Below are 23,432 nucleotides of genomic sequence, written 5' to 3'. Positions count from 1 at the left end.
AGAGGGTAGATCCCGCCAAGGAATACCTGTTCTCATTCGATAAAGTATTCCTTCAAATGTCATTCGATGTTCAGTTTTATCGTAAATACGACCTGTACTTTTCATAACTTGGAGTAGCAGTTTCCAGCGAATATCAGTTAGCATTGTTCTTGGCATGGTATTGGTTATGGTTTTACTTTTGGCGAAGCAAATTATAACTCTTTACCATGCTGTTCAAAAAACACTCTCGAAAGATCAACATGCCCTAGTAATGAACACGCTTTTCAACAACGCGAAATTGGATAAACGTTAACGTCAGTACCAACAGCAACAACACAACCGATTGTGCTGAGCTGCCACCCAAATCTGCGCCAACAAAACCATCGCGATACACCTTGTACACTAGCGAGGTTGTGCCTCCACCCGGGCCGCCATTGGTCATGGTGTCTATCACGCCAAAGGTTTCAAAGAACGAGTAGGTGAGGTTGATGACCAACAGGAAAAATCCCGTTGGTGCGAGTAGCGGGAAGGTAATCGTCCAGAAGCGTTTTGAATCGCTGACACAGTCCAACATCGCGGCTTCTTTTACCGCGTACGAGATTGATTGAAGACCAGCCAGAAAGTAGATGAAATTCACTGAGACTTGCTTCCACACCGACACCAATATCAGAGCGAACGTGGCATCCACAGGATCGGTCTGGAAGCTGAAATTCCAACCCACTACCGCAAATATCTCCGTGAACACGCCAATGTGCGGGTTAAACAGGAAAGCACCGATAACGCCTGCGATCGCGGGAGCAACGGCATATACCCAAGTGAGGGTGACTTTGTAAGCCCCTTGACCATGAATGATGTTGTCGGCTTTTACTGCGAGCAGCAGCGCCAACGCTAGCGACAAGAAAGACACCACAACCGCGAACATTAGGGTGAAGCCAATCGAGCTTAGATACTCACTCGATTCGAATAGCATTTGATAGTTTTCAAACCACACGAAGAGTGAAGAGGTGCCCCAAGGGTCTTCCAGCATAAAGGAGAGATACACCGCCTTTGCCGCCGGATAGATAAAGAAAACTGCGATGATGAGTATCTGAGGTGCCAAAAATAAGTAAGGCAGTGGAGAGTGAAAAAATTGCTGACGTCGTTCCACAGGTTAATCCCCAAATGAGTGGCTTGAACCACTGTTAGTTACCGTGACCACTCGCGCCATAACAAGGCATGCTTCCAGTTGAATTGTAGTTTTTGGAGCAAGAAATGGCGTTAGTGAAGAATCTCCTCACGACTCGTCATCACTCTATTGATACAAAGTGACGGACAAGTAATGAGGATTAATGAACTGCTTTGTTGCGTTAACAGAGCCAGTCCATGACACAGGACTAGCCCATTAACCTATCTAGTTCATGGTGCGAGCGAAGCGTTTTAATAGCTTGCTGCTTTCATCTTCGACTTTGTCTAGGCTGTTCTCGACGCCAGAACGGTCAGCAAAGATGTTGTCGAACTCACGATGCATCACTTCACGAATCTGAGGGTAGTAACCTAAACGATAACCCTTAGTCCATTCGCCTGATTTTAGGCTCAGCTGTTTAACGCCCACTTCTGCGTCTGGTTGTTCTTTGTAGTAGCCAGACTTTTTCGCTAGGTCATAAGCCGCTGTCGTTACCGGAACGTAGCCCGTGGTTTTGTGCCAGTAGACTTGAGTTTCAGGTTTAGTCAGGTAATCAAAGAACGCCGCGACGCCTTTGTCTTGCTGTTGAACATGGCCATTCAGAGCAAACAAAGCTGCACCACCAATGAAGGTTAAGCCTGCATCTGGGTTAACTGATTTCCAATAAGGAAGGTAAGTAGTACCCAACTCGAAAGGTACGCGGTTACGTAAGCCGCCGAATGAACCAGAAGAACCCATCCACATCGCCACCTCTTGGCGTTCAAAAGGTGTTTGGTTTGCATCCCAGTCGCTGCCGTAATACTTGTAGTAACCTAAATCTGACCACTCTTTCATCTTGCTGACGTGCATCATCATGTCTTTGGTGTTAAACATCAGCTTGGTCGATAGGCCGTCGTAGCCGTTGTTTTGGTCAGCGACCGGTAGGTTATGGCGAGACTTAAAGTTCTCGAACATGATCCACGGTGTCAGAGATTGAGAAAAGGCGATGTGACCTTCTGCTTTTAGCTTCTTAGCAACCACTTCGAGTTCTTCGTAAGTTTTAGGCGCTTCGGCTCCCACTTCTGCAAGAAGGTCTTTGTTGTAGTAAAGAACCGGTGTCGAGCTGTTGAAAGGCATGCCGACCATCTTGCCTTGGTTGTCGGCATAGAAGTTACGAACACCCGCTAGGTAATCATTTGAATCAAAACTGTAGCCCGAATCAACCAGAATATCCTGTACTGGTTTCGCGACACCTTTGGCGTTCATGATGGTGGCTGCGCCTGCATCGAAGACTTGCAAAATGTTTGGTGCTTCGCCTGCTCGGTAGGCCGCGATACCCGCTGTTAAGGTCTCTGTGTATGACCCTTTGTAGATTGGCGTGATCTCGTAATCATCTTGTGACGCGTTAAAGTCGGTCGCAATTTTGTTGACGGTTTCTCCAAGTTGGCCGCCCATTGCGTGCCACCAAGTGACTTGAGTCGTTGCAAATGCTGGCATTGCTGCTGTTGCAGAAAGAACGCCTGCCAAAATTAGCTTATTCATCTTCTTTTCCTTTTGCATGAAATCTATGTCGGGGTATTGAGTTAGAGTGTTAACGAGACGGTAGGGGTGTCGTTTTAAGCTATCTTGAACAGGACGTATTTCACTTACGTGGCTAAACCGTTTCACTGCTGTGAAAGATTCATTTCGATTTTATGTAAGGGGAAGGTTATTGATAATTTAGATGTTAGTGTGCTCGGTTTTTAAGAGGTTTTCGAGAAACTGTTGTTCAATAAAAAACCTCTCGATTGAGAGGCTTTGAAGAAGTTAGAGCGTGTAAAAATAATCTTAATGTGCGATATCGAGTTGGTTGCCTTTTACGCCGTTGATACGGAACCAACCTGCGATACTGAATCGTTCTGTGTTGGTTGGCAGCACTTCGTGCGGGAACTGTTCAGACAAGAACACAAACAAACGGCCTGATTTTGGCGGAATGGTTGCGATGTGATTGTCTTTTAGATCGTAAACCACAAGTTCACCTGCGTCTTCTTCTGTCCACTCGTCATTCATGTAGAACACGGTAGTCAGACGGCGGTTCTCATTGCCTTTGAAGCAGTCTAAGTGCTTTTGGTAGAAGTCACCTTTTTCGTATTTAGCAAAGTGCGCTTCGTACTCGAACAGACCCAAAAAGAACGCTTTGTTTGCTTCTAAACGAATTTGCTCCATTTTGTCTAGGAACAGAGAAGCTGGCTCGCCCATGTCGCGGCGTACCCACTGAATTTTGTCACTACGAATGGTCGACTCTCGCGTTACTTCATCGTTACGGCCAATCCTAGCCTTTTTCCAGTTCTCTGGAATGCAATCCCTCAATGCCACCACTTCTTCATGCGTTAAGAAGTCATCCCAAACAAAGTAACCTTGGGTAGAAAGAGCATCGATTAGTTGGTTCATGTATAGCACTCAGACAATAAATTAGAGGCGCATATATAGTCCTAATAACTCAGGTCAACAAATCACGTGTTTTGTCGTCATGATAAAAGTGCTGAAGATCATGATGTTTTGACGCAATTGGCCAATTAACAAACTTGTTACAACTGAGCGTGAGTTTGCTATGGTATAGGTCTGACCAGTTGATTTATCACAAGGAGTGGGTTTGCAGCTGCATACCATTAGAGGTTACATCCAAGACATGTACTTGGTGGAGTATCCAGACAAATTACTGTTGCTCGATGGCGCTTGTCGAGCCGACATCCCGCATTTGAAGACTTTCATTGAAACCGAGCTTATGCGTGATTTTTCTGATTTACACACGGTTGTGGTTACACACATGCATCCAGATCACGCAGGGGCCGCGCATAAGCTCAGAAAGCTAACGAACTGTAACTTGGTGGCAGCAAACCGAGACAAAGACTGGTATCACGGTATTGATGGTATCTTGATGCATTTGACGGATCTGGCGTTGGCACGATGGATGGCGAATCGTTTAGGCAAGCCCAAAGCAAACCTATGGTATTCAAGAAAGTTAAAACCGGATTATAAGCTATCAGATGGTGACAGCATTCCGGGTTTTGATGACTGGTTGGTTCTAGAAACGCCGGGTCATACCGACAGAGATCTTTCCGTCTATTGCCCATCTCACAGCGTTGCCTATGTGGCAGACCTAATGGTAGAAGTGAAAAAGAAACTGATTCCGCCTTTCCCTATCTTTTATCCTAACAAGTACCGAGCGTCAGTATCTCGAATCTATGACATGCAGCTAGATACTTTGCTGGTGGCGCATGGAGGACAAGTTGATTTTAGTCAGACAGCCTTTGAACACTTATTGATGAGTGCTCCAAGAAGGCCTGTGACACATTGGCGGGTAACCAAAATCAAAACTAAGAAACTGCTGCTATCGATTTGGCGTTTTGGTTTTCAGTCGCATGGTAAATCCAAGAAATAGATAAGCCAAAAGTAAAAAGCAGCAACTCGAAATTAAAGAATAGAACGATATGAGGCCAGTCATGAGACTGGCCTCATATCGTTGTATAACCTGTGGAGCGGTGACGATGACTCGGATTAGTGAGTCAGCAGGAATTCACCCGCTGGGTCAACAATCACTTTGTCACTCATACCTTGACGACCAAGCAGCATCATATAAGTCATATCCTGACGGTTGCTTAGTGTGATTTCTATTGGCCATTGATTACCACCAATTTCTAACATTGTTTCTATCACACAGCGGTGCTCAGACTCACCATTGGATGATTTGATTTTGCGGTTTGCTTTTAATTTACTTTTACAGCGAACAGTTTCTTCTAGGTTGTAAATATCTGGATGTAAATCGAACTCTACGTATTTTTGACCATTCTCTTTAATGCAGATGATGTTGTCTACATGTAGAGATGATGTTTTTGCACCCGTATCAACACGAGTATGTAAGCGAGCGATTCCTAGCTCGGGTAAGCATAACGCTTCTGTATTTCCTATGATAATTTTTTGATTCATATTTTTTCCAATCATAACACTTCTTGTCAGTTTGGTGCATTAGACTCAAACTTCAACTCCTAATTATCAAAGTGAGGAGCCGTAATTCATCAGCCTTTGCCACGAGTACGGTTAGCGTTTGGTTTTGCATTTTTTTCGATGAACTCGAAAATCATGTCTGCTACATCTTTACCCGTTGCTTTCTCGATGCCTTCTAGGCCTGGAGAAGAGTTTACTTCCATTACCACTGGGCCATTCTTAGATTGTAGAATATCTACACCACATAGGTTTAGCCCCATGATTTTCGCTGCGTTGATCGCTGTCGCGCGCTCTGCTTTAGATAGTTTAACCAGTTGAGCTGTGCCGCCACGGTGCAGGTTAGAGCGGAATTCACCCTCACCAGCTTGACGCTTCATCGCTGCAATTACTTTATTGCCAACAACAAAACAACGGATGTCTGCGCCATTTGCTTCTTCAATGAACTCTTGAACCAAGATGTTCGCTTTTAGGCCCATGAACGCTTCGATAACGCTTTCTGCTGCTTTGTTTGTTTCTGCTAGTACAACGCCGATACCTTGAGTGCCTTCAAGAAGCTTGATAACCAGTGGCGCGCCACCTACGTTTTTGATCAAGTCTTGAATCTTGTCTGGGCGGCTAGCGAAACCTGTTTTTGGTAAACCAATACCTTTACGAGACAATAGTTGTAGTGAGCGCAGTTTGTCACGAGAACGACTGATTGCTACTGACTCATTGATACAAAAAGTGCCCATCATTTCGAATTGGCGAACAACCGCAGTTCCGTAAAAGGTAATGGAAGCGCCAATACGTGGGATAACCGCGTCGTATTGAGGTAGTTCTTCACCCATGTAGCGAATCTTCGGATTGTTACTCGCGATATCTATATCACAGTGCAGCGTGTCGATAACATCGACCTGGTGACCACGTGCTTCTCCAGCCGCTTTTAAGCGAGAAGTAGAGTATAGATTTTCGTTGCGAGAAAGAATTGCGATACGCATGGCGTTTCCTTAATTAATACCTGATTGGTAACTGCAAATAAATGAGTTGTTAGCTGAGCTTTTAGTTTTTCTGAGGCTCCTTGCTTGCTTCGGGGCGAACCTTAAGGCTTTTCGTTTAACTAAGGAAACGAATTAAATTTGTCGAGTCGACAACAGAAATTTATCGAATGTATGAGCTATTGGTACAGCAGGGTTGAGAGGGTGTTTGGAATGGAAAAGCGAGTTGAGACCTAACTCATATTGGGGGTAGGAGCATATTAGGTTGTGCTCAACTCGCGTTAACTCGGTGCTAAAAAGTGTACTAATAACGCCACTTACATAGATCTATAAGTGTTCGTAGTGCTTCTCTTTCGAGCTTGCTACAGGTGCTTTTTAACTTATTAAGATAGTATTTTCTCATGATGATTACTTCTTTTGTATTAGGCTTTGGTGGGAACTCAACATTCCCTGCTGACCCATTAATTATGGTTGTTTAATAGGAAGTAATAAACAGATAGGTTTTTGGTTAGTTGTTCCTATTTTCGCCTTTTATCGCTACTTTTAAGCTGATGTGTTTTATAATGGGCTTAATCAGGAAGGGTTGTTTCTAAAAAGGTTCATTATTTGTCTGATTTAAACATGATGCGTTACTACACAAGGCTGGATTCGTTCGAGCCTAACCTCTCACATTCGGTGACCTTAACGGAGGTCGCAGACAAGCTGTTTACCAGTTTGCGTCACGCTCGAACCTTGCTCGGCAAGATGCACCAAGCCGAATGGGTAGTGTGGGAGCCAAAAGTTGGCAGGAATCAACGATCTAATCTGACCTTGCGCTTTAGCAATCAGGAATTAAATCAACATGTTGCCAGTAAATTGATAGAGCAGGGCAAATACGAAAAAGCGCTCTCAATTCTAGACAATGACCGCGCTGTATTTGGCTCTCTCCTCCAAGAAACCTCCGGCGCGACAATGCGTGAAGGGCTGCTGCACGTTCAATTAACCTATAAACGTAAGTTTGAAGACCTGTTCCCACACCATATTCACCGCAGTAGCGAACGATTTTTGATCAGACAAGTATTCAGTTGCCTCGTCACTTGTAATGGCAAAGGCGAGTTGAAGCCTGAGCTCGCACACCATTGGGAGTATGATGCTGAGAAATTAGTTTGGACCTTCTATTTGCGCCCCGGACTAACCTTCCACGATGGACAGCCCGTTGATGCTAAGCAGTTAGTCTCGCTGTTTTCAGCCTTGCAAGCCTTACCTTTCTATCAAACAGAGCTAGCTCATGTTTCTTCGGTTTACAGCGAGCAGCCGCTGAGGATCAGCTTCCAACTCACCAAAGCTGACACCGGCTTCGCGGGCTTGTTGGCTGGCGTTAAGTATTCGGTTCAACCGGCAGCGCAAGTGACCCGTGAGCCTTCACCATTAAATTCAACCTCCCATGTTGTGATTGGTACAGGCCCTTTCAGAGTGGTTGAAACCAATAGTGAGCGCATCAAGCTCTCGGCATTCGAACACTTTTACGGTTGTCGCTCTTTAACCGATGAAGTGACTATTTGGCAGTTTGAAGAGTCGATGACTGGTAGCGCTCGATTCGATGATAGCCAGATGCAGGTGTCACCGTATGAAGATTCGGCCTGTTTTCACCATTTAGGGAAAAGTGATATAGAACTCGTGTCTGCGGAAACAGACGGCCTTCGTAGCCGAGTTGAAGATGGCTGTTTGTTTATCCTGTTCAATCAAAACTCTGCGTCGACCCCGTTAAGCGACGAGCAACGTAAGTACGTTTCTGGGCTTGCCAATCCACAAGCTATTTTGTCTCAATTGGAAAAAAATCAAGGCTTGTTTAGTGTGTCTTTGGCTCAGAATATACTGCCAAGTTGGCAGAAACTGTATCGAACCCCTTCGAAAGAGGCGCTATTGCCTAAGAAGATGAGCATTGCAGTATACAATTACTACGCGCTCTATCGTTGTGCCATCTGTGTGTCAGATATCCTAAAACGATATGGAGTCGAAGTTGAGGTGAATACCTACAGCTTTCGCGAACTGGCGCAACTTTCTCAGCGGGGCGATTTAAAAGAAGACTTGGTGTTGTGTAATCTCAACCTAGACGATAATGCACCATCTTCGTTGTTCTCATGGTTGATGAACGATCCTGTTTTGCACTCTGCATTGGGGCATATGAATAGCGACTGGCTCAAGCAGCGTTTAGACCATCACAAAGCGTCGGTAGAACTGCCCAATTACCTAGCAGAATTAGAGCCCATTGCATCGACATTGATCTCTGATTATTGGTTAGTGCCAATGTTCCACCACCTACAAACCGTGCGTTTCCAAGGTATTTTGAAAAACGTCGCCATCACAAACTGGGGATGGCCAGATTTTAAAAATGTATGGTCTGCTGATTAACCTTACCTACAGAATAGAATAACTCCTCTCCAAAGTCGGTTTTGGAATGCTTATATGTAGGTAAAACCAACGCGTACACAAAACGCCACCGAATCGTACGATTCGGTGGCGTTTTTGCTTTTTGAAACGAGTGACTTGTTCTAAAGGGCTTCTTCTACTTAGAGCAACCTTCCAGATTCTTAGCCATTTTGTTGGCGACCTTTCGGAACTGTTCTAGTTCATCTTCGGCCATGCCTTTGGTCATTCTCTGCAGCATCTCTCGATCAATATTCGAGACTTTGCCCATGATCTCTTCACCCTTATCGGTCAGAACCAATAACTGGCTGCGCTTGTCTTCTGGGTTTGGAGACTTCTTCACAAGCTCTTGATTGATCAATGCGTTAACTAATCTCGTGATCTGCGCTTTATCGCGATTTAAGAAGTGCGCGATATCGATAGCCGTACATGGAGACTTCTTAGTGATGATCTTCATGACACGAATGTTCATGGGGGCGATCTCAGAATCCAAGCTCTCGATCTGTTCGCTCATTTGACGTTTCAAAGAGTGCACTAAGCGAAAGATGGATTCTAGCGATGTGTTATCAGACATAAACGATCCTCAGAAAAGTAGCTGACAATATCAACCACTGTGTTTATGGTTGACATTATCAACTTAATTATTCGTAAATTCAAGACAGGAAATAGATATGACGATTCAAGCAACACTAACGCCAACTCTTCCTGAGCAAAAAGGCACACCCGTTTTATACAAAATTTTGGTCATGATGAGCTTAATGCTAACCATTGGCGGCAGCTTAACGGCCGTGATGACCTACATGAATATTGGATTTGGTGAGGCATTCATCGGCAACTGGCTCTCTTCGTTAGCTCTAGTTGTCGTGATTATGATGCCAATTGGCATGGTAATGATGACTTTGGTGACTAAGTTGGTCGCCAAGGTATTACCCAATTACAGCGAGAAAGCTCGCAACCTAATCGTGGGATTGATTATGGCTTTTATCATGGAGTCCATCATGGCATTTGTAACAGCGGCAAATAACATTGGATTTTCGGATACATCGGCGTTTACCAGTGGATGGTTTAATGGATTGATTGCCGCACTTCCGATTGGCCTTGCGATCATGGTCGTGATGTCGATGACGGTTAAACCTAAGCTCGAACGATTCATGAAGAGCTAACCAAAACACTTTTTAAGCATTTTAGGAGATCCACATGAAAGCATTCACAGGCAAACACAATAACTACCGTATCATTATCGAAGAAGTGAACATCAAAGAAGATCGTGAACTGCAAACCATGCAGTTTGAAATTGAAGACAGAGAAAATATGTTCGCGATTGTTGAGAAGATCAAACAAGACGGTGGCTTAGACGAACAATCAGCAGCACGACTCGGGGTGAGCATTCGTTTGCTAGGTCCATTGATGATGCAAGATAGAAAACACCCTCTGTTTGTTGATTTCATGCCTCACTTCAGAAACTTCATGCAGAATCTGAAGAAGACGTTGAAAGGGCAGTAAAGCCTAATCATCAGTAATACATCGAAAAGCCAGTAACGAAATTACTGGCTTTTCTTATATCTAATACCAATCGTAGTAAATAACTGGTCAGCCTAGCTGGTTAAAACGCTCGATAACTGCGTTATAATTTTTGATTGTAGAATAACTACTTATCAAAAAATGATGCCTTGTTCTCAAACCTTTTTCCGGCGCTATTTCTGAACACTTACTTACTGTGATTGGTATAAATCAAAATAGTTTCAGTTGTTTGCGTCTAGAATATGCGAAAATTGAGGACTGAATTTTCGGTGTTCCATCGTTGTTGAATTGTCTATTCAAGCTTTAATAAATCCGATATTATACGGGTCATAAAACTAAAGGTGGTATTATATGACAAATGTATTTAAGCAAGCGGCTGAAGAACTGCTAAGTCGTCGCGTAGCGGGAACCAAAGCACCAAGATTGAACGAACAATACCGTCCGAATAACTTGGAAGATGCGCTAAAGATCCAATCATCAATGATCGATCTCAAGAGCGACAAAGTTGGTGGTTGGAAGTGTTTACTTCCTCTGGCAGAAGACAAGTTTGTTGTTGCACCTATCTTTTCAGGTAGCGTTCAACAAGGCGAGGTTTGCGAACTGTTTGCTGACAACGACGTAGTACGTGTTGAGCCTGAAATTGCATTTACGCTTGCTAAGAGCCTACCTGCAAACCAAGAAGGCTACAGCGAAGAGCAGATCAACGATGCGATCGGTTCTTGCCATATGGCACTTGAGTTGATGCAGTCTCGTTTTGCTGATGACAGCGGTGCAGAGTTCTACGAAAAGCTTGCTGACGGCCTAGTAAACCAAGGTTTGTTCATTGGCCCAGAGATTGATCGTGAAAAAGCGTTCACTTCTGCTGAGATCAATATCGAAGTGACTCAAGGCGAACAAGTTCAAGCGTTCGCAGGTAAGCACCCAAATACATTACCACCAAGCCCAATCTACTGGCTGATTAACTACATGACTCGTCGTGGCGTTGATTTCCAAGCGGGCGAAGCAATCATCACGGGTTCTTACTGCGGTATCGTAGAGATGGGCTTCGATAAGCCAACGACTTTCCACTATGAAGGCATTGGTGAATACCAAGTGACGTTCCAACAAAAAAACTAAATTAGCAGCAGCACTAAGCGAGCAAAAGCTAGCTTCTGTGTAAACGCTATCTGTTCTTGAGAAGCTATCGGTCCTCGAAAAGCAATCTGTTCTCAAAAGGCTATTTGCTGGTGAGTAAATAGCCTTTTCTATTATGTGATGTTCAATGGTGTGCTTATTACTTTGCATTAAATTGGGCGTTTAGACGTCTAGACGTTGACAAGCCTTAAGTGTGACATTAGTCTGCTCACCTTCCTGTTCTATTGTGTTGTCGTTCCATGTCCAATTCGAAAAATTCTAATGCGGTAATTGCCCCTTCGGCAGTGGCGCTTATCCCTCTGATCGTGTTCCTAGCGCTGTTTATTGGCGTAGGTACGTACTTGTCACTGCAAGGTGTCGATTTTGCTTTCTATCAGCTTCCTGCTCCAATTGCAGCTTTACCTGCTGTGATGCTGGCATTGTTGTTAAGCAAAGATAAATTGAATCGTGCTATCGAACAATTCTTAGGTGGAGTCGGTCATAAAGACATTATCGCAATGTGTATGATCTACCTATTGGCGGGTGCTTTTGCGGCGGTGGCTAAAGCGTCTGGTGGCGTTGATGCGACGGTAAATCTTGGTCTATCTGCGATTCCGACAAGCATGATCCTACCGGGTATCTTCTTAATTTCTGCGTTCATCGCGACAGCAATGGGTACCTCGATGGGTACTATTGCCGCGGTAGCCCCTGTTGCGCTAGGCATTGCTGATTCTGCTGGCATGAGCATTCCACTAACAGCCGGTGTTGTTTTAAGTGGCGCTATGTTTGGTGACAACCTTTCTATCATCTCTGATACCACGATTGCCGCGACACGTTCACAAGGCTGTGAGATGAGAGACAAGTTTAAAGAGAACATTCGCATTGCACTTCCTGCTGCATTGATTGCGATTGTTATCTTTGCTTTCAATAGCACAGCAACTCAAGTGCCTGAAACGGGTCCAATCGAGTGGCTGAAAGTTCTGCCGTACATCACGATTTTGATTCTTGCAGTATCGGGCATGAATGTGTTCGTTGTGCTCACAATAGGTATCCTGTTGGCGGGTGGTGTGAGCCTAGGCTCTGTTGAGAACTATGGTTTGACGGATTACGCTCAAGATATCTATGCAGGCTTCGGAAATATGCAGGAAATCTTCCTACTGTCGATGCTGATTGGCGGTTTGAGCGAGCTGATGCGTCGCCAAGGCGGACTTGCGTTCTTGACTAACCTTGTAAGCGGTGTGATTCGTGCGTTTGGTTCTTCACACTCTAAGCAAGCGAATGGTCGTGCGAGTGAGCTAGGTATTGCTGGTTTGGTGTCTATGGTTAACATGTGTACTGCAAACAACACAGTAGCGATCATTGTATCTGGTAGCGTGGCTCGCCAATTGGCGGAAGAGAACAACGTGTCTCCGCGTCGCTCAGCAAGCTTGTTGGATATCTTCTCTTGTGTGATTCAAGGTGTGTTGCCTTACGGTGCGCAGGTATTGCTATTAGGTTCGGTATTCAACCTATCGCCGCTAGAGATTGTCTCTAACTCGTACTACTGTTTTGCGCTTGCTATCGTGGCTGTGGTTGCTGTGTTTATTAAACACCCAGCACGTCAAACTGCAACTGCATAACGAGACCTCGTTTCTATAAGAAGGCGCCTTAATCGGCGCCTTTTTTGTGTCTGTTATTACTATGCAGTCTACAAAGGGTCACTGAAAAACTTACCAAGAGTGACCCGATATCTAAGTCTTAATGCAGATAGAGGTTTCTCATCGCAACATAGCTATATGTGGACAGCCTTAATTCAGTTTCGTCGTCACGTACTCTTTGTTTCTGACCATCAGCCACATCAAGCCGCCTAAGATTCCCACCGATAATTGGATAAAGCCTAGGTTTTCAATTAACGAATCTGGGCGGATTGAAACCAAGACCATACCAAGTGAGCCACAAATCATGCTAAAGAACTGAATCAATGCAACGGCAGAACCTGTGTCTTGATCTTGCTGGTTCAACATTAAGTTGGTGCCTGGAACTCGCATGATGATGGCCATCAAAGTGGCAGGGGCGGCGATGAAAGCAAAGAACCAAGGTGACAAGCCACCGACAGTCAGCGTGAAGATTCCGGCGGTCGCCAGTAGAGCAAAACATCCTGTAATGACCTTTTGAACAGGCATTCGATAGGATAGCTTCATATAAATGGTTGGCCCGAATGAGGCGCACATTGCGTTGAATGCGAACGCGTAGCTGAACTGTTGTTCGGTGAGTCCGAAGTCATTGATGTAGATGTAAGATCCGGCAGCCAGAAAGCCCATTAACGCCATTGGTGTGATAGAGAAAATAACCAGTAGCTTGACGAACGAGCGATTTTTCATGACCACGCCCATTCTCCCCCATGAACGGAACATAGAACCTTGGTACTTGGTTTCTAGAGTCTCTCGATAGCAGAGAGCTAATACTGAGGCGAATGCACCAAAAATTGCGAGAGTGACGAACATCATTCTCCAAGACGCGATTTTCAGTAGGAAGGCACCAAATACGGGCGCGACCATTGGCGCGATGATCACTAGTGACATGATAGTTGCCATGATCTTTTCGCGCTCTCGACCTTCATAAAGATCTTTCACGATGGCGGTGGCAATAACTGTGATGGCACTGCCCGCAAACGCTTGGAAGACGCGAGCGCCAATCAATTGCTCGATGCTGTTGGTCATTGCGCATATCACGCTCGCGACCATATAGCTCGCCAAGCCAATCAATAAGATAGGTTTACGGCCAAATTTTTCGCTAAGCGGTCCCCAGAACAACAGGCCTACAGCATAAGTCACGAAGTAGCTGCTTAGGGTTAGGTTGACCATCGATTGATCGGTATTGAATACCTCAACCATTTGCGGAAGTGCTGGCAAATACAGGTCGATGGTCAATGGAGGAAACGCACTGATGATGACGAGGAAAAATAGCATACCGGTTTTACCCAGTACTGGTTGTGGTTTCTTCAAGGTCTCTCCTCGTTATCCAGGAAAAGGATTCTAATGGATGTGATGTTGTGTTTCAGAAGGCGTAGGCACGCCAGACATGAAGAATGGCTTCGCTAAAGAAGGTGGCGAAAGTCTCTGGGATATTGTCTGACTGCTAAATTGTATTACAAAATATTATCACTCTTATAGCTAATGAGTTCAACCAGTTAGTGAATCGATGAGATTGTAATGTTGAGCGATAGATTGTAGCTGCTGTGAACCAGTTTGCTATCTTTTTCTCGGACGCTTTTCTACGAGCCCGTTTCTTTCTAAGCCACGTCTTACACTGCTGCATAGCTTACCGAAGCGACGCAGTTCTTCGAAGTTTGGCCCTTGTCCCATTGAGATACTGTGTTCCCAGTACATCAATTCAGTGTCGACCATCTCTAGTAGTTTCTTAGAGCAACCCGAGCAGTTTCCCTTTGGCCCACAGATAAACGTCTCTGATTCATAGAGCGGGAGTTCGTTTTTCACTTCTTCGATGAGATTCAACATCGCTGAGTTTAAGTCTGGCTTCTTGTTGGTGAGTGGTTTCAAGCTGAGTGCTTGAGGCGCGATCATTGAAGGCGCATGTGTATTGGATTGTAAATTCAAAGCAGCTGATGACATATCAAAGGCCTCAAGGAAAGAAGAAGAGGGGCATCCTACTCTTCACAAGAACGTGAACCTTGATGTAGTGCAATAAGCGAGGAGATATATCCGAAAGAGGTAGGGGAAAGAAGGGATTGAGAATGATGGGGAGTGACAAAGGGGAGCCAAAAACGGCGTGGCTCCCTCTATTAAAGCTTACTATAAACTAGAGCCTACTATTAACGAGAACCCTTAGAATTCAGCGTCGAACTGGAACTCCATCCATTCTTTGGTGACTGGGTGATGCAGCGCAAGCCTTTCAGCGTGTAAGTGCAATCGGTCAGTTTTGTTGCCATACAAGCCGTCACCAACGATAGGCATGTTAAGCCCTTCTTCGTGTGAACAGTGAACGCGCAGTTGGTGCGTACGGCCAGTTTTCGGGTGCAGATAAACCTTGGTTGTTTCTTGGTTTCGCTCAATCACCTCCCACTTGGTTTCAGCTGGCTTGCCGTGTTCGAAGCAGACAATCTGACGAGGACGATCGTACAGATCGCCCCGTAATGGCAAGCGAACATAACCTTCCTCTTCTGCCAGAACGCCTTCAATCATTGCTACGTATCGCTTCTCGACTTCACGAGTGATGAACTGCTTCTGCAAACTTTTGTTTGCACGTCGAGTGAGGGCAAATATCAGAATGCCAGAGGTCGCCATGTCCAAGCGGTGAATCACAAATGGTCCTTCAACATCGGGATGCATTTCTTGAACGCGAGTGTAGGCCGAATCTTTGATGGTTTTGCCCGGTACAGATAGAAAACCTGCTGGCTTGTGTACCACAACGATGTGATCGTCTTGGAACAAGATATCGAGGTCTTTGCCTTCTGCTGGGTTTTCTAGCAATGGGTTTGGATCCACCTCTAGGCCTTTCATCATGTGGCCTAAAATCGGTACACATTTGCTTTGGCAAGAGGCGTAGTATTTCTTGTGTTTGCGAATTTCAGACTTCGGTGAACGACCCCACCAAAATTCAGCCAGTGCCAGTGGCGTATAGCCATTCAGATACGCATATTGCAGAAGTTTTGGCGCAGCGCATTCGCCAGAACCTGCTGGTGGAATCTTGTTTGGCGTATTTTCAAAGATCTGGTTAAGGTCTTCGACATTACCTTCCGCATTTTGGAAAGCGTATTGTGAAAACAACTTGTGTTGAAGCTGATGAGAGATGTGTGCTCTTTGCTCTTTGAGCTCAGCTAATTGAGTCGTAAACACGTCAACTTTGCCTTGAAGCTCATTCAGAGTTTGTTCCCAGTTGAGTTTAAGGTACTTCTGTTGATTCTTGTCGGCAACACTGGCTTTGTTTAGCTCGTTATTTAGCTGTTCGAAAGCTTGCTCATCAAGGTTTTCTTTGCCTTGTTCACGTTGTTCTTTACGCGTTTTTCGACCTTCAATAATCAACAAGCGTTGCGCTTCGATCTCTTGCTCCGCCTGTGCTTTCTGTTGTGTTAACTGCTCACACAATTCGAGGTATTCAGCGTTTACTTGCAGGGCTTTAAATTTCGCATTCACAGCCATCATGTCAGCCGTGTCTTGATGGAAAAAGCTGTCGCTGCTTAACATATCAAACACCGGTGGCACGAAATGGGGCAGCAGGTTTTGGTCAGCGATTTTCCCAGAGAAAGCAGAGAAGTAACCCAGCTCACCTTCTGGGCTTCTTACTAACAGCACACCAAACATCTTGCCGCGACCGGCATCAGAATCGAGTCCGAAGTCATGTTGCCAATCGGTTTGTGTTTCTAGGTATTGTTGAAGCTGATGCGAGGCGATTTCACACAAAGGGTGTGGTTCATAGTAGAACGGGAAGGTGAAACGCTCTGGCAACGAATATGACTCGATCGGCTGTTGAAAGCGAGTGAAGCAATGCTCAGGTGCGTGGCTGTTTTCTGAGTCGTGCGTTGGTTTTGATGAGTGCATATTGTCGTCTTACTTCATGGTGATAAATGGCTGTGTGTCTATGGTGTATGCTTTGAGAGCTTAAACACAGTACAAGGCGGCGATTCTACTCTTTATCGAAATGCGCCTCAAATAAGAATCGCTCAATGACTGGGTACCAAGGCTGTTCTTGAACATACAAGCCTTGTTCTTGGGCGTATAAATCTTGTTATTGGATATATAAGCCATATTCTTTGGCACAAAACCTCAGCAGTTACACTTGATAGCTATAAATTGATGAGTGGCCTCTCGTTTTTAATCATAGAAGACAACTTCATAAACGAAGGGTGGTAGCCTTGCCGCCCTCTTGTTCAACCTAAGGTAACGTTATGATTCCACTCAATACTTCGATTGTATCCGGTGTCGCAATTTCTGAGATCGACGGACAAACGAAAATGCTATTAATGAAGCGTGTGAAAGGCGAGTTTTGGTGCCATGTTGCAGGCTCGATTGAAGCTGGTGAAACAGGCTGGCAGGCTATTGTTCGTGAGTTTGAAGAAGAGACACAGATTCAAGTCAAAGACTTGTATAACGCGCAGTTTCTGGAGCAGTTTTATGAGGCGCACGCGAATGTGATTGAGCTAATCCCAGTATTTGCAGTTGTATGTCCGCCCAACCAAGCGATAGAACTGAATGACGAACATACTGAGTACCGTTGGTGCGATTTAGAGGAAGCGAAAGCGCTCGCGCCGTTCCCTAACCAACATGCTGTCTACGATCATATCTGGTCGTATTTTGTCGATAAGCCAGTCAACCCGCTTTACCGAGTGAAATTGAAATAACATTGGCTGTTTAAGAGTTAAGACTTATCAAGATACGGAGTTAAAAAGGCACTCACCTGCGCTCGGCATAGCCCTATATCCACTTTCACGCCGTGCGATTCGAGTATCGCTACACCACGACCATTATTGCGTGGGTCAGGGTCTAGCATGGCAACGACGACGTGTTTTACGCCTGCTGTGACCAATGTATTGGCGCAAGCGGGTGTTCTGCCAACAAAAGAGCAGGGCTCTAGAGTTACGTAAGCAGTAACACCTTCCATTTTTCCATCCGTTTCGTCGTCATAGTTATTCAGTGCTTCGACCTCGGCATGGTTGCCACCGACTTTTTGTGTGTACCCAACAGCCACCACCTTATCGTCTTTCACCAAAACACAGCCTACTGGCGGGTTGGGTTGGCAATCAGGTAGGGCTTGGCGCGAAGCTTCAAGAGCTTGCAACATGTATTGTTGGTTCATGGTCGTTACTCTGTATGACGAGGGGCGCAGCAGTTGGTGAAGTGCGCGTTTAATGAGTGACTAAGCTAATAAGTGGAGCATGTTCGATCTGATTGGACTTTGAGTCAATGGTTTATCTTTGAATTCGACGGCCAGTTAACTGGTGCCAATGACTGGCTTTGGTTATTCGCTAACTGTTTCCAACCGTTAACTTGGGCCAGTGAGTTAACCAGTTTTTAGATTGAACTCGTTGGTCAAACACGTCTCTGCTGCGATTGGGGTTCGGCGTGACCTTCAAATCAAATAAGCTCTCTAAACCAAAAGCCGAGATACATTCGATCTCTCCATTGCGGTTTTGTTTTACGGCGATGGTGGTCTCTTTCTCAGGCCAGTAACTCATCGCATCTAATGAGCTTTGGTAAGGCTTGTCGTTGTTTCTGATGTGCATGTTGGCTTGATTACGAACTTGCCAGTTGAGCTCAGGTAACCTCTCTTGAAGCTGGGCCTCGTATCGAGAAGCAGATTCGTAAGAGGTATCACCACGATCAAAGTAGATCACATCAATGTCATTGAGTGGTGTAGGGGAGTCAAAACCATGTAGGTGATCCCAGACTCGATTCCTCACAAAGCCAGCGGCGACATAACACTGCGGTAAACTCAGTTGAGAGACACACTTTAATACCTGCATTCGCAAGGGATCTTGTTTGATCAATGTGATGATGCGATCGGCTAAGGGCTCTGTCATTGTGGTGTGGTCACGTCGGTGACTTGATAATGACGTGTCACGTTCTTTGAGATCTGACCCCATTCAGAAGCTTTGACGCGTTGCTGGTGGGCTTCGAACGCATCACGATTCGTGAATTCCTCGTAAACTTCAAAGCGATTAGGTTGAAGTGTGCTTTGACTGACTCGAAACACAATACAGCCAGGTTCTGACAGTGTAAGTTCTTTATGAACAACCAACGCTTGTGTGACCGCTTCTAGGTCGTTGTCGGGCACAAGAATATGCCCTTGTAGAATGACTTTACTCATTATTACGTCCATTTAATTTTGCCCATTACTCGCTTTTTCCAATAAAAGCGCCGTCCGTTACAAACATAATCCCATTTTGAGTTTGTGTCGTATAGGCTAATGTGAATAAAAAATGGTCAATACAGTTGGAATTTAGGTTACGCCGTAACTTTTATTGCTGAAGGTGATAAGTTAATAGGTAGGAAAGGTAAGTTATTGGGAACTTAATCTGCGTTGGTCCGGTCTATTAAACAGGTATCATTGAACTGTATTGGTACTGAAATGAATTTGTCATCTGAGATAACTAATCTTAATTTCGAACAACGGCTCATCGGATTAAATGGAGCCATAGTTGATATCTAGGTCATACTTTGATGTAAATGGTACTTAAAACCCTATATGTTTTGTGATTTGTATCATTGATCTGGCCGTCAAACACCGTTAGATTCGAATGGTTGGCAATAAAAAATAGCTCAAGAAGAGCAGTTAAAGAAAAGGAAATATCCCTTATGAAAAAAATGAGAAGAGCACAGCTTCATCGCGTTCGTATCCAATACTGGAAAGACACGTCAAAAGAAGCTTCAAAGAAATAAGCTTTATATCTAAACCTATAAAGTTACAAAGCTGAAAGCGAAAAGGCTTTCGAACAAAACCCTCAACTGGGTATGTAAAACGCAACAAACCGATTTCAATAGCACTCTCAAGGACCTTCATCTGGTCGGCGACTAAAGAAATCATCCCCAAAGAGCTGGCAGGCATTAACAACAATGCAATTCAATGTCAGCTCATTAATACCCTCTCTTGTTATCTTTACTTCACTTAATTCTTACGCACCAAAATCAACTCGTACTCGTGACTAAATCTTTTTTGCCATTCAAGTCACTGAAACGCATTTCGCCTAAAAGAAAGCGCCAGCCAATAAAAAAGCTCCCGATTTCTCAGAAGCTTTGATTTAGATTTTGTGTCTGCTGTGAGCCTCAAGCCAGATGACTCTAGCGTTGGAACAGCGTCTTCAAGCTCACATCGTCGGTTCTGTTCAGTTTTAGGCTTAGCAGGTAACCACCAATGCCGAGCAGTACGTAAATACTTAAAGACAGAATCGAAACTTCTGAAAGTGCACTGAATGGGTTGCTTGTCGTCAGCACTTTCATTGGTAGTGAAGCGATGACCGAAAAGAAGTCATTGATGCCATAGAAACCGAATAGTGCGATAGCCAACCATTTAATTGCAAAGCTCGAGACAAAGATGACAAGCAGCGGAGAGTTAACCAGTTGCGAAATCGCCAGAGTCATCGTTGCCAGTGGCAATAGAACTAACGCAACCAGCAGCATACGACCCAAGAACACCACCCAATTGCTGAGTACGTAGAATAACGACTGCTGCTCAACTAACAGAGCCAATGGTTGTTCACTCGATAGGTTCAGAATCCAGAACAGAACATCAGCAAATAGAACCAATAGCGCACAAATAGCAGGGATCACCACTAAACCGAAACCTAGCTTCACGGCGTGAGTCATGGCATTCGACACAGGCATGCTTCTCCAAAACATCGAACTGCCTTCTTGGCGTTCTTTACGCAATGTTTTAGGGATGTAAAGCGTAGAAAGCAACAGTGAAATTAGGCCCGCGCCAAAGTAGATCACTGAATTGAGATCTCGTGAGAAGTCTCTGTGCATGCTGCTTACGTCGCCGTTAACCTCCATTTGGAAGAAAAAATCGTGTTGTGCTTGGCCGCTAAAGAACAAGCTAACGAAAAGCAAGAAACCACACAACCCGATAAACAGAGGCAGTCGAGTGTTAATTTTATGCTCGATAAGTTCTTTTTCTAGCATGTAAAAACTTGGGTGCATTATGCCTTCTCCGTCTGTGTTGCAAGGAATAGGTCCGCGAGACCAACGTTGTAGATGTTACCCAATGATTCAACCTGTTCTTTGTAATGACTTTCCAATAACCACTTAGTCGTTCCCAGCCCCGGTTGTGAGGTCAGTGGATTGAGTTTTTGGATCACACTAGAGTGGTTGTTTGCCACATCGATAATGAAGTAGTCGTTCTCGATCTCTTCCATGCTCTTTTGCATCACACAGTGACCTTGTTTCAGAATCAACACATCCGTTAATAGGTGTTCGATCTCTGAAACCTCATGACTGGCGATGATCATCGCGCGTTCACCGTCGTGGAACCACTCTAGAAGATGGCGATAAAAAGTATCGCGGTAGAGCAGGTCTAGACCCAACGTTGGCTCATCTAAGATCAAGACTTGAGTATCCGTCGCGATGATGATCGCAAGGTGAAGTTGAACCTTCATCCCTTTAGAAAGCTGCTTGATCGTTGAAGAGATCTTAATGTTGGTGCTGCTTAGTGTCTGTTCGGCTTTTTGTTTATTGAAGCTTGGGTGCACACCTTCTGTGTAGCGAAGCAGTTGTTTCACTGTCATCCACTCTGGTAACACGTTCACATCTGAAATGTAAGATAGGTGCTGCATGAGCTCCGCGTGCTGGTGGATAGGGTGGTATCCATTGACCTCAATTTCACCTTGATAGTTGTGTCCACCAAGCAGTGACTTAATCAGTGTCGATTTACCCGCACCATTGTGGCCAAGTAACCCAAGCACTTGCCCCGGCTTTAACTCAAAGCTGATGTTCTCGACACCCACTTGATTTGAATAGGTTTTGGTTACGTTTTTCACGGAAAGTAAAGTACTCATGACTTGTCCTTAATGTGTTGTGCTAGCTGTTTCACGAGTTCTTCGACACTCATATCAATGATGCCTAGCGTCTCAGCGATGGCTGGGATCTGTGTGTTAATGAAAGTTTGGTGTGCCGACTCTTTCAACTTTTGAAGCGCGCCTTCAGCCACATACATGCCTTGGCCGCGCTTTTTCTCTACCAAGCCTTCATCCACCAGTAACTGGTAGCTTTTCATGACAGTAAGGTGGTTGATTTTGAGATCGGCAGCAACGGCACGTACCGAAGGCAATGCTTGTTGCTCTAACCAAACACCTTGAAGAATTTGGTCACTGATCTTGGTAGCAAGCTGCCTAAAGATCGGTTGGTCGTCTTTCCATTCGGTCATAATCAAAACTGCATGGTGATATACATGTGTATAACACTAACCTTTTTATTCGAATTGGCAAGGGTTTTATGAAAATGGATTGGATATTTTTATGTTTGGACAAAACATGTTTGGCGGAGAGGGTACTTGAAGCCTACATCCTTGTGGGCTCTCAAGCAGTTGTATGAGCGATGATTATTTGAATAGGGAATGGTTGCTCATCAAGATCTCTTTTAGATTGGGGTTATTGCTCCTTTGAGTCATTGGGCCTGCTATACAGGTAACCTTGATGCAGGTTATAGCCCAACTGACACAAGATATATTGTTGCCTGCGCGTTTCGACACCCTCGTAAATCATCGTGATGTTGGATAAGCGTCCGATCTCTGAGATGTTAAGCAACACGCCTTGATGGTGTTCTCCTGATTCGATGTCTTTAACAAAACAACGATCCAGCTTCAGATAGGTTGGCGAGATAATACCGATGATCTCGATGTTGTTATTACCTGTACCAAAGTCATCCAATGCGATGGTGATCCCCAGCTTTTTGATCGCCTTGATGTTGTCTATCACCTCACAGCCATAACCAATGTTTGAGTATTCAGTTATCTCAACCACAAATTCATTCGCTTCCATCGCGTCTAAATGCACTTTGAGTTTTGAAAAGTTATTCCCAACTAAAGCACTTGGGCAGACGTTGACACCGTAGATCTCATGGCTGTTGTTTAACTTGGCGTTTCTGACCGTTTCGATAAGTAAAATCGTATGAAATGTCAGTAGGTTGGTGCGTCTCATGGTGTTGATGAAGGGCTTTGTTGCTTAATTCGGTTGGAAGACATGGCAGCCCAAAGTTGTTCGGTTATTAAGCAATATACTGAGTTTCAGGCATACCAAGTCCTGTAAGCTTGTTCAGAGCTTTGATCATAGCGTAAGTCTCGCCAACCTGAGCATTGTAATTTCTTAGGCTTAATTTCCCATCTAGCAGCTGTTCTACTCGGTACATTGCTGTCTCTGATAGTGAGCGCTTGTGATAGCCATACCGTTGTTTCCACCTCTTGTTGGAGCCGTAGAGCTTTTGACAACCTACTGCTAAATTACGAGGGTGTCCTTGTTMCCAGAATGCAGCCCCTTCTCGTGGTGGGATAAGCGCAACCGCTCGCTTAATCCGTATCGCATCATGACAATTCCTTGTGTCATAAGCACCATCACCTGATATTTCAATTATTTTACGACGCGTTTGCTTGAGTAAGTTGGGGAGCACTTCGGCATCGGTTACGTTAGATAAACTCAGCTCTGCTGCGACTATTTCGTGAGTGCTTGTATCTACTGCAATATGCAGTTTACGCCAGACTCTGCGCTTCCCATCAGAACCATGCTTCTTGACCTTCCATTCACCCTCGCCATAAACCTTGAGGCCAGTGGCATCAATTGCCAGGTGTTGTATTGCTCCTCTGGTTTTGGTTTTAAATGAAACCTCAACTTC

At 44.8% G+C, this 23,432-nt stretch carries 24 protein-coding genes and 1 pseudogene; 7 read left to right on the top strand and 18 right to left on the bottom strand.

Annotation, left to right across the window (positions count from 1 at the left end):
• The 4 genes from L1D22_RS21345 to L1D22_RS21330 all read right to left on the bottom strand — a co-directional run.
• Window positions 1-156, bottom strand: a 156-nt coding sequence (locus L1D22_RS21345; protein ID WP_239829853.1) for a transposase, incomplete at its 3' end; no start/stop codon positions are given.
• Between the two features lie 88 nt (window positions 157-244).
• Window positions 245-1,126 carry an ABC transporter permease subunit gene (locus tag L1D22_RS21340; protein WP_123924305.1) on the bottom strand — a complete coding sequence of 294 codons (882 nt, stop codon included), beginning with the start codon at window positions 1,124-1,126 and terminating at the stop codon, window positions 245-247.
• 243 nt (window positions 1,127-1,369) lie between these two features.
• Window positions 1,370-2,662: an extracellular solute-binding protein gene (locus tag L1D22_RS21335; protein WP_239831159.1), complete on the bottom strand. Its 1,293-nt coding sequence runs from the start codon at window positions 2,660-2,662 to the stop codon at window positions 1,370-1,372.
• Between the two features lie 285 nt (window positions 2,663-2,947).
• Window positions 2,948-3,550 carry a 2OG-Fe(II) oxygenase gene (locus L1D22_RS21330; RefSeq protein ID WP_239831158.1) on the bottom strand — a complete coding sequence of 201 codons (603 nt, stop codon included), beginning with the start codon at window positions 3,548-3,550 and terminating at the stop codon, window positions 2,948-2,950.
• Between the two features lie 202 nt (window positions 3,551-3,752).
• Between L1D22_RS21330 and L1D22_RS21325 the strand changes: the two genes are divergently transcribed.
• Complete coding sequence (locus tag L1D22_RS21325) at window positions 3,753-4,541, top strand: MBL fold metallo-hydrolase (RefSeq protein WP_239831157.1); 789 nt, start codon at window positions 3,753-3,755, stop codon at window positions 4,539-4,541.
• 116 nt (window positions 4,542-4,657) lie between these two features.
• Here L1D22_RS21325 and L1D22_RS21320 read toward each other — a convergent pair whose 3' ends face one another.
• Both L1D22_RS21320 and rimK read right to left on the bottom strand, forming a co-directional pair.
• Window positions 4,658-5,086, bottom strand: a complete 429-nt coding sequence (locus tag L1D22_RS21320; protein WP_132745697.1) for a RimK/LysX family protein — start codon at window positions 5,084-5,086, stop codon at window positions 4,658-4,660.
• Between the two features lie 89 nt (window positions 5,087-5,175).
• The gene (gene rimK / locus L1D22_RS21315; protein WP_210450166.1) at window positions 5,176-6,081 is read right to left on the bottom strand and encodes a 30S ribosomal protein S6--L-glutamate ligase; all 906 of its coding nucleotides are present in this window, start codon (window positions 6,079-6,081) and stop codon (window positions 5,176-5,178) included.
• A 603-nt stretch (window positions 6,082-6,684) separates the two neighbouring features.
• Here rimK and L1D22_RS21310 point away from each other — a divergent pair.
• The gene (locus tag L1D22_RS21310) at window positions 6,685-8,469 is read left to right on the top strand and encodes an SgrR family transcriptional regulator (protein WP_239831156.1); all 1,785 of its coding nucleotides are present in this window, start codon (window positions 6,685-6,687) and stop codon (window positions 8,467-8,469) included.
• A 154-nt stretch (window positions 8,470-8,623) separates the two neighbouring features.
• On the opposite strand, the gene L1D22_RS21305 is transcribed toward L1D22_RS21310, so the two are convergent.
• Window positions 8,624-9,058 (bottom strand): MarR family winged helix-turn-helix transcriptional regulator, encoded by a 435-nt coding sequence (locus L1D22_RS21305; protein ID WP_239831155.1) that lies wholly within the window; start codon window positions 9,056-9,058, stop codon window positions 8,624-8,626.
• A 97-nt stretch (window positions 9,059-9,155) separates the two neighbouring features.
• Between L1D22_RS21305 and L1D22_RS21300 the strand changes: the two genes are divergently transcribed.
• From L1D22_RS21300 to L1D22_RS21285, 4 genes are all read left to right on the top strand, one after another.
• On the top strand, window positions 9,156-9,647 hold the full coding sequence (locus L1D22_RS21300) for a DUF2798 domain-containing protein (protein ID WP_239831154.1): 492 nt from the start codon (window positions 9,156-9,158) through the stop codon (window positions 9,645-9,647).
• Between the two features lie 34 nt (window positions 9,648-9,681).
• Window positions 9,682-9,987, top strand: a complete 306-nt coding sequence (locus tag L1D22_RS21295) for a DUF3861 domain-containing protein (RefSeq protein WP_239831153.1) — start codon at window positions 9,682-9,684, stop codon at window positions 9,985-9,987.
• Window positions 9,988-10,356: 369 nt separating this feature from the next.
• Window positions 10,357-11,121: a hydratase gene (locus tag L1D22_RS21290; protein ID WP_123306084.1), complete on the top strand. Its 765-nt coding sequence runs from the start codon at window positions 10,357-10,359 to the stop codon at window positions 11,119-11,121.
• Between the two features lie 257 nt (window positions 11,122-11,378).
• A complete protein-coding gene (locus L1D22_RS21285) occupies window positions 11,379-12,737 on the top strand; it encodes a Na+/H+ antiporter NhaC family protein (protein WP_239831152.1) in 1,359 nt (452 codons plus the stop codon).
• A 168-nt stretch (window positions 12,738-12,905) separates the two neighbouring features.
• On the opposite strand, the gene L1D22_RS21280 is transcribed toward L1D22_RS21285, so the two are convergent.
• The 3 genes from L1D22_RS21280 to L1D22_RS21270 all read right to left on the bottom strand — a co-directional run bounded on the left by L1D22_RS21280 (window position 12,906) and on the right by L1D22_RS21270 (window position 16,655).
• Window positions 12,906-14,066, bottom strand: coding sequence for a multidrug effflux MFS transporter (locus L1D22_RS21280; RefSeq protein WP_239831160.1), 1,161 nt, complete (start codon window positions 14,064-14,066; stop codon window positions 12,906-12,908).
• A gap of 282 nt (window positions 14,067-14,348) precedes the next feature.
• Window positions 14,349-14,729 carry a hypothetical protein gene (locus L1D22_RS21275; RefSeq protein ID WP_239831151.1) on the bottom strand — a complete coding sequence of 127 codons (381 nt, stop codon included), beginning with the start codon at window positions 14,727-14,729 and terminating at the stop codon, window positions 14,349-14,351.
• Window positions 14,730-14,942: 213 nt separating this feature from the next.
• Entirely contained in the window at window positions 14,943-16,655 is a 1,713-nt protein-coding gene (locus L1D22_RS21270; RefSeq protein ID WP_239831150.1) for an RluA family pseudouridine synthase, read from the bottom strand.
• Between the two features lie 347 nt (window positions 16,656-17,002).
• On the opposite strand from L1D22_RS21270, the gene L1D22_RS21265 reads away from it, so the two are divergent.
• Window positions 17,003-17,455, top strand: coding sequence for an NUDIX domain-containing protein (locus L1D22_RS21265; protein WP_239831149.1), 453 nt, complete (start codon window positions 17,003-17,005; stop codon window positions 17,453-17,455).
• Between the two features lie 17 nt (window positions 17,456-17,472).
• Here the strand turns inward: L1D22_RS21265 and L1D22_RS21260 are convergent, their stop codons facing one another.
• From L1D22_RS21260 to L1D22_RS21225, 8 genes and pseudogenes are all read right to left on the bottom strand, one after another.
• Window positions 17,473-17,910: a bifunctional diaminohydroxyphosphoribosylaminopyrimidine deaminase/5-amino-6-(5-phosphoribosylamino)uracil reductase RibD gene (locus L1D22_RS21260; RefSeq protein WP_239831148.1), complete on the bottom strand. Its 438-nt coding sequence runs from the start codon at window positions 17,908-17,910 to the stop codon at window positions 17,473-17,475.
• 169 nt (window positions 17,911-18,079) lie between these two features.
• Window positions 18,080-18,634, bottom strand: a complete 555-nt coding sequence (locus L1D22_RS21255; RefSeq protein ID WP_239831147.1) for a nucleotidyltransferase family protein — start codon at window positions 18,632-18,634, stop codon at window positions 18,080-18,082.
• Window positions 18,631-18,921, bottom strand: coding sequence for an antibiotic biosynthesis monooxygenase (locus L1D22_RS21250; RefSeq protein WP_239831146.1), 291 nt, complete (start codon window positions 18,919-18,921; stop codon window positions 18,631-18,633). Before L1D22_RS21250 ends, L1D22_RS21255 begins: the two co-directional genes overlap by 4 nt.
• A 971-nt stretch (window positions 18,922-19,892) precedes the next feature.
• A complete protein-coding gene (locus L1D22_RS21245) occupies window positions 19,893-20,750 on the bottom strand; it encodes a hypothetical protein (RefSeq protein WP_239831145.1) in 858 nt (285 codons plus the stop codon).
• A complete protein-coding gene (locus L1D22_RS21240; RefSeq protein ID WP_239831144.1) occupies window positions 20,750-21,604 on the bottom strand; it encodes an ABC transporter ATP-binding protein in 855 nt (284 codons plus the stop codon). Before L1D22_RS21240 ends, L1D22_RS21245 begins: the two co-directional genes overlap by 1 nt.
• Window positions 21,601-21,972 carry a GntR family transcriptional regulator gene (locus L1D22_RS21235; RefSeq protein WP_176680003.1) on the bottom strand — a complete coding sequence of 124 codons (372 nt, stop codon included), beginning with the start codon at window positions 21,970-21,972 and terminating at the stop codon, window positions 21,601-21,603. The genes L1D22_RS21240 and L1D22_RS21235 overlap by 4 nt, the downstream gene beginning before the upstream one ends.
• A gap of 223 nt (window positions 21,973-22,195) precedes the next feature.
• Window positions 22,196-22,756: pseudogene (locus L1D22_RS21230) on the bottom strand (EAL domain-containing protein); the annotation flags it as partial.
• A gap of 55 nt (window positions 22,757-22,811) precedes the next feature.
• Window positions 22,812-23,432, bottom strand: a 621-nt coding sequence (locus tag L1D22_RS21225) for an IS5 family transposase (protein WP_239831143.1), incomplete at its 5' end; no start/stop codon positions are given.

The sequence above is a fragment of the Vibrio sp. Isolate34 genome, assembly GCF_022397915.1.
In the GTDB taxonomy this organism is placed as follows: domain Bacteria; phylum Pseudomonadota; class Gammaproteobacteria; order Enterobacterales; family Vibrionaceae; genus Vibrio.
The sequence above is the reverse complement of the archived record's forward strand: the minus strand, read 5'-3'. Positions and strand labels throughout refer to the sequence as shown.

Bases quoted from the DNA above. Each gene is read 5' to 3' on its own strand.
- L1D22_RS21335 (WP_239831159.1), bottom strand. From the start codon at position 2,662: ATGAATAAGCTAATTTTGGCAGGCGTTCTTTCTGCAACAGCAGCAATG.
- L1D22_RS21330 (WP_239831158.1), bottom strand. From the start codon at position 3,550: ATGAACCAACTAATCGATGCTCTTTCTACCCAAGGTTACTTTGTTTGG.
- L1D22_RS21320 (WP_132745697.1), bottom strand. From the start codon at position 5,086: ATGAATCAAAAAATTATCATAGGAAATACAGAAGCGTTATGCTTACCC.
- rimK (WP_210450166.1), bottom strand. From the start codon at position 6,081: ATGCGTATCGCAATTCTTTCTCGCAACGAAAATCTATACTCTACTTCT.
- L1D22_RS21305 (WP_239831155.1), bottom strand. From the start codon at position 9,058: ATGTCTGATAACACATCGCTAGAATCCATCTTTCGCTTAGTGCACTCT.
- L1D22_RS21300 (WP_239831154.1), top strand. From the start codon at position 9,156: ATGACGATTCAAGCAACACTAACGCCAACTCTTCCTGAGCAAAAAGGC.
- L1D22_RS21295 (WP_239831153.1), top strand. From the start codon at position 9,682: ATGAAAGCATTCACAGGCAAACACAATAACTACCGTATCATTATCGAA.
- L1D22_RS21290 (WP_123306084.1), top strand. From the start codon at position 10,357: ATGACAAATGTATTTAAGCAAGCGGCTGAAGAACTGCTAAGTCGTCGC.
- L1D22_RS21285 (WP_239831152.1), top strand. From the start codon at position 11,379: ATGTCCAATTCGAAAAATTCTAATGCGGTAATTGCCCCTTCGGCAGTG.
- L1D22_RS21280 (WP_239831160.1), bottom strand. From the start codon at position 14,066: ATGCTATTTTTCCTCGTCATCATCAGTGCGTTTCCTCCATTGACCATC.
- L1D22_RS21275 (WP_239831151.1), bottom strand. From the start codon at position 14,729: ATGTCATCAGCTGCTTTGAATTTACAATCCAATACACATGCGCCTTCA.
- L1D22_RS21270 (WP_239831150.1), bottom strand. From the start codon at position 16,655: ATGCACTCATCAAAACCAACGCACGACTCAGAAAACAGCCACGCACCT.
- L1D22_RS21265 (WP_239831149.1), top strand. From the start codon at position 17,003: ATGATTCCACTCAATACTTCGATTGTATCCGGTGTCGCAATTTCTGAG.
- L1D22_RS21260 (WP_239831148.1), bottom strand. From the start codon at position 17,910: ATGAACCAACAATACATGTTGCAAGCTCTTGAAGCTTCGCGCCAAGCC.
- L1D22_RS21255 (WP_239831147.1), bottom strand. From the start codon at position 18,634: ATGACAGAGCCCTTAGCCGATCGCATCATCACATTGATCAAACAAGAT.
- L1D22_RS21250 (WP_239831146.1), bottom strand. From the start codon at position 18,921: ATGAGTAAAGTCATTCTACAAGGGCATATTCTTGTGCCCGACAACGAC.
- L1D22_RS21245 (WP_239831145.1), bottom strand. From the start codon at position 20,750: ATGCACCCAAGTTTTTACATGCTAGAAAAAGAACTTATCGAGCATAAA.
- L1D22_RS21240 (WP_239831144.1), bottom strand. From the start codon at position 21,604: ATGAGTACTTTACTTTCCGTGAAAAACGTAACCAAAACCTATTCAAAT.
- L1D22_RS21235 (WP_176680003.1), bottom strand. From the start codon at position 21,972: ATGACCGAATGGAAAGACGACCAACCGATCTTTAGGCAGCTTGCTACC.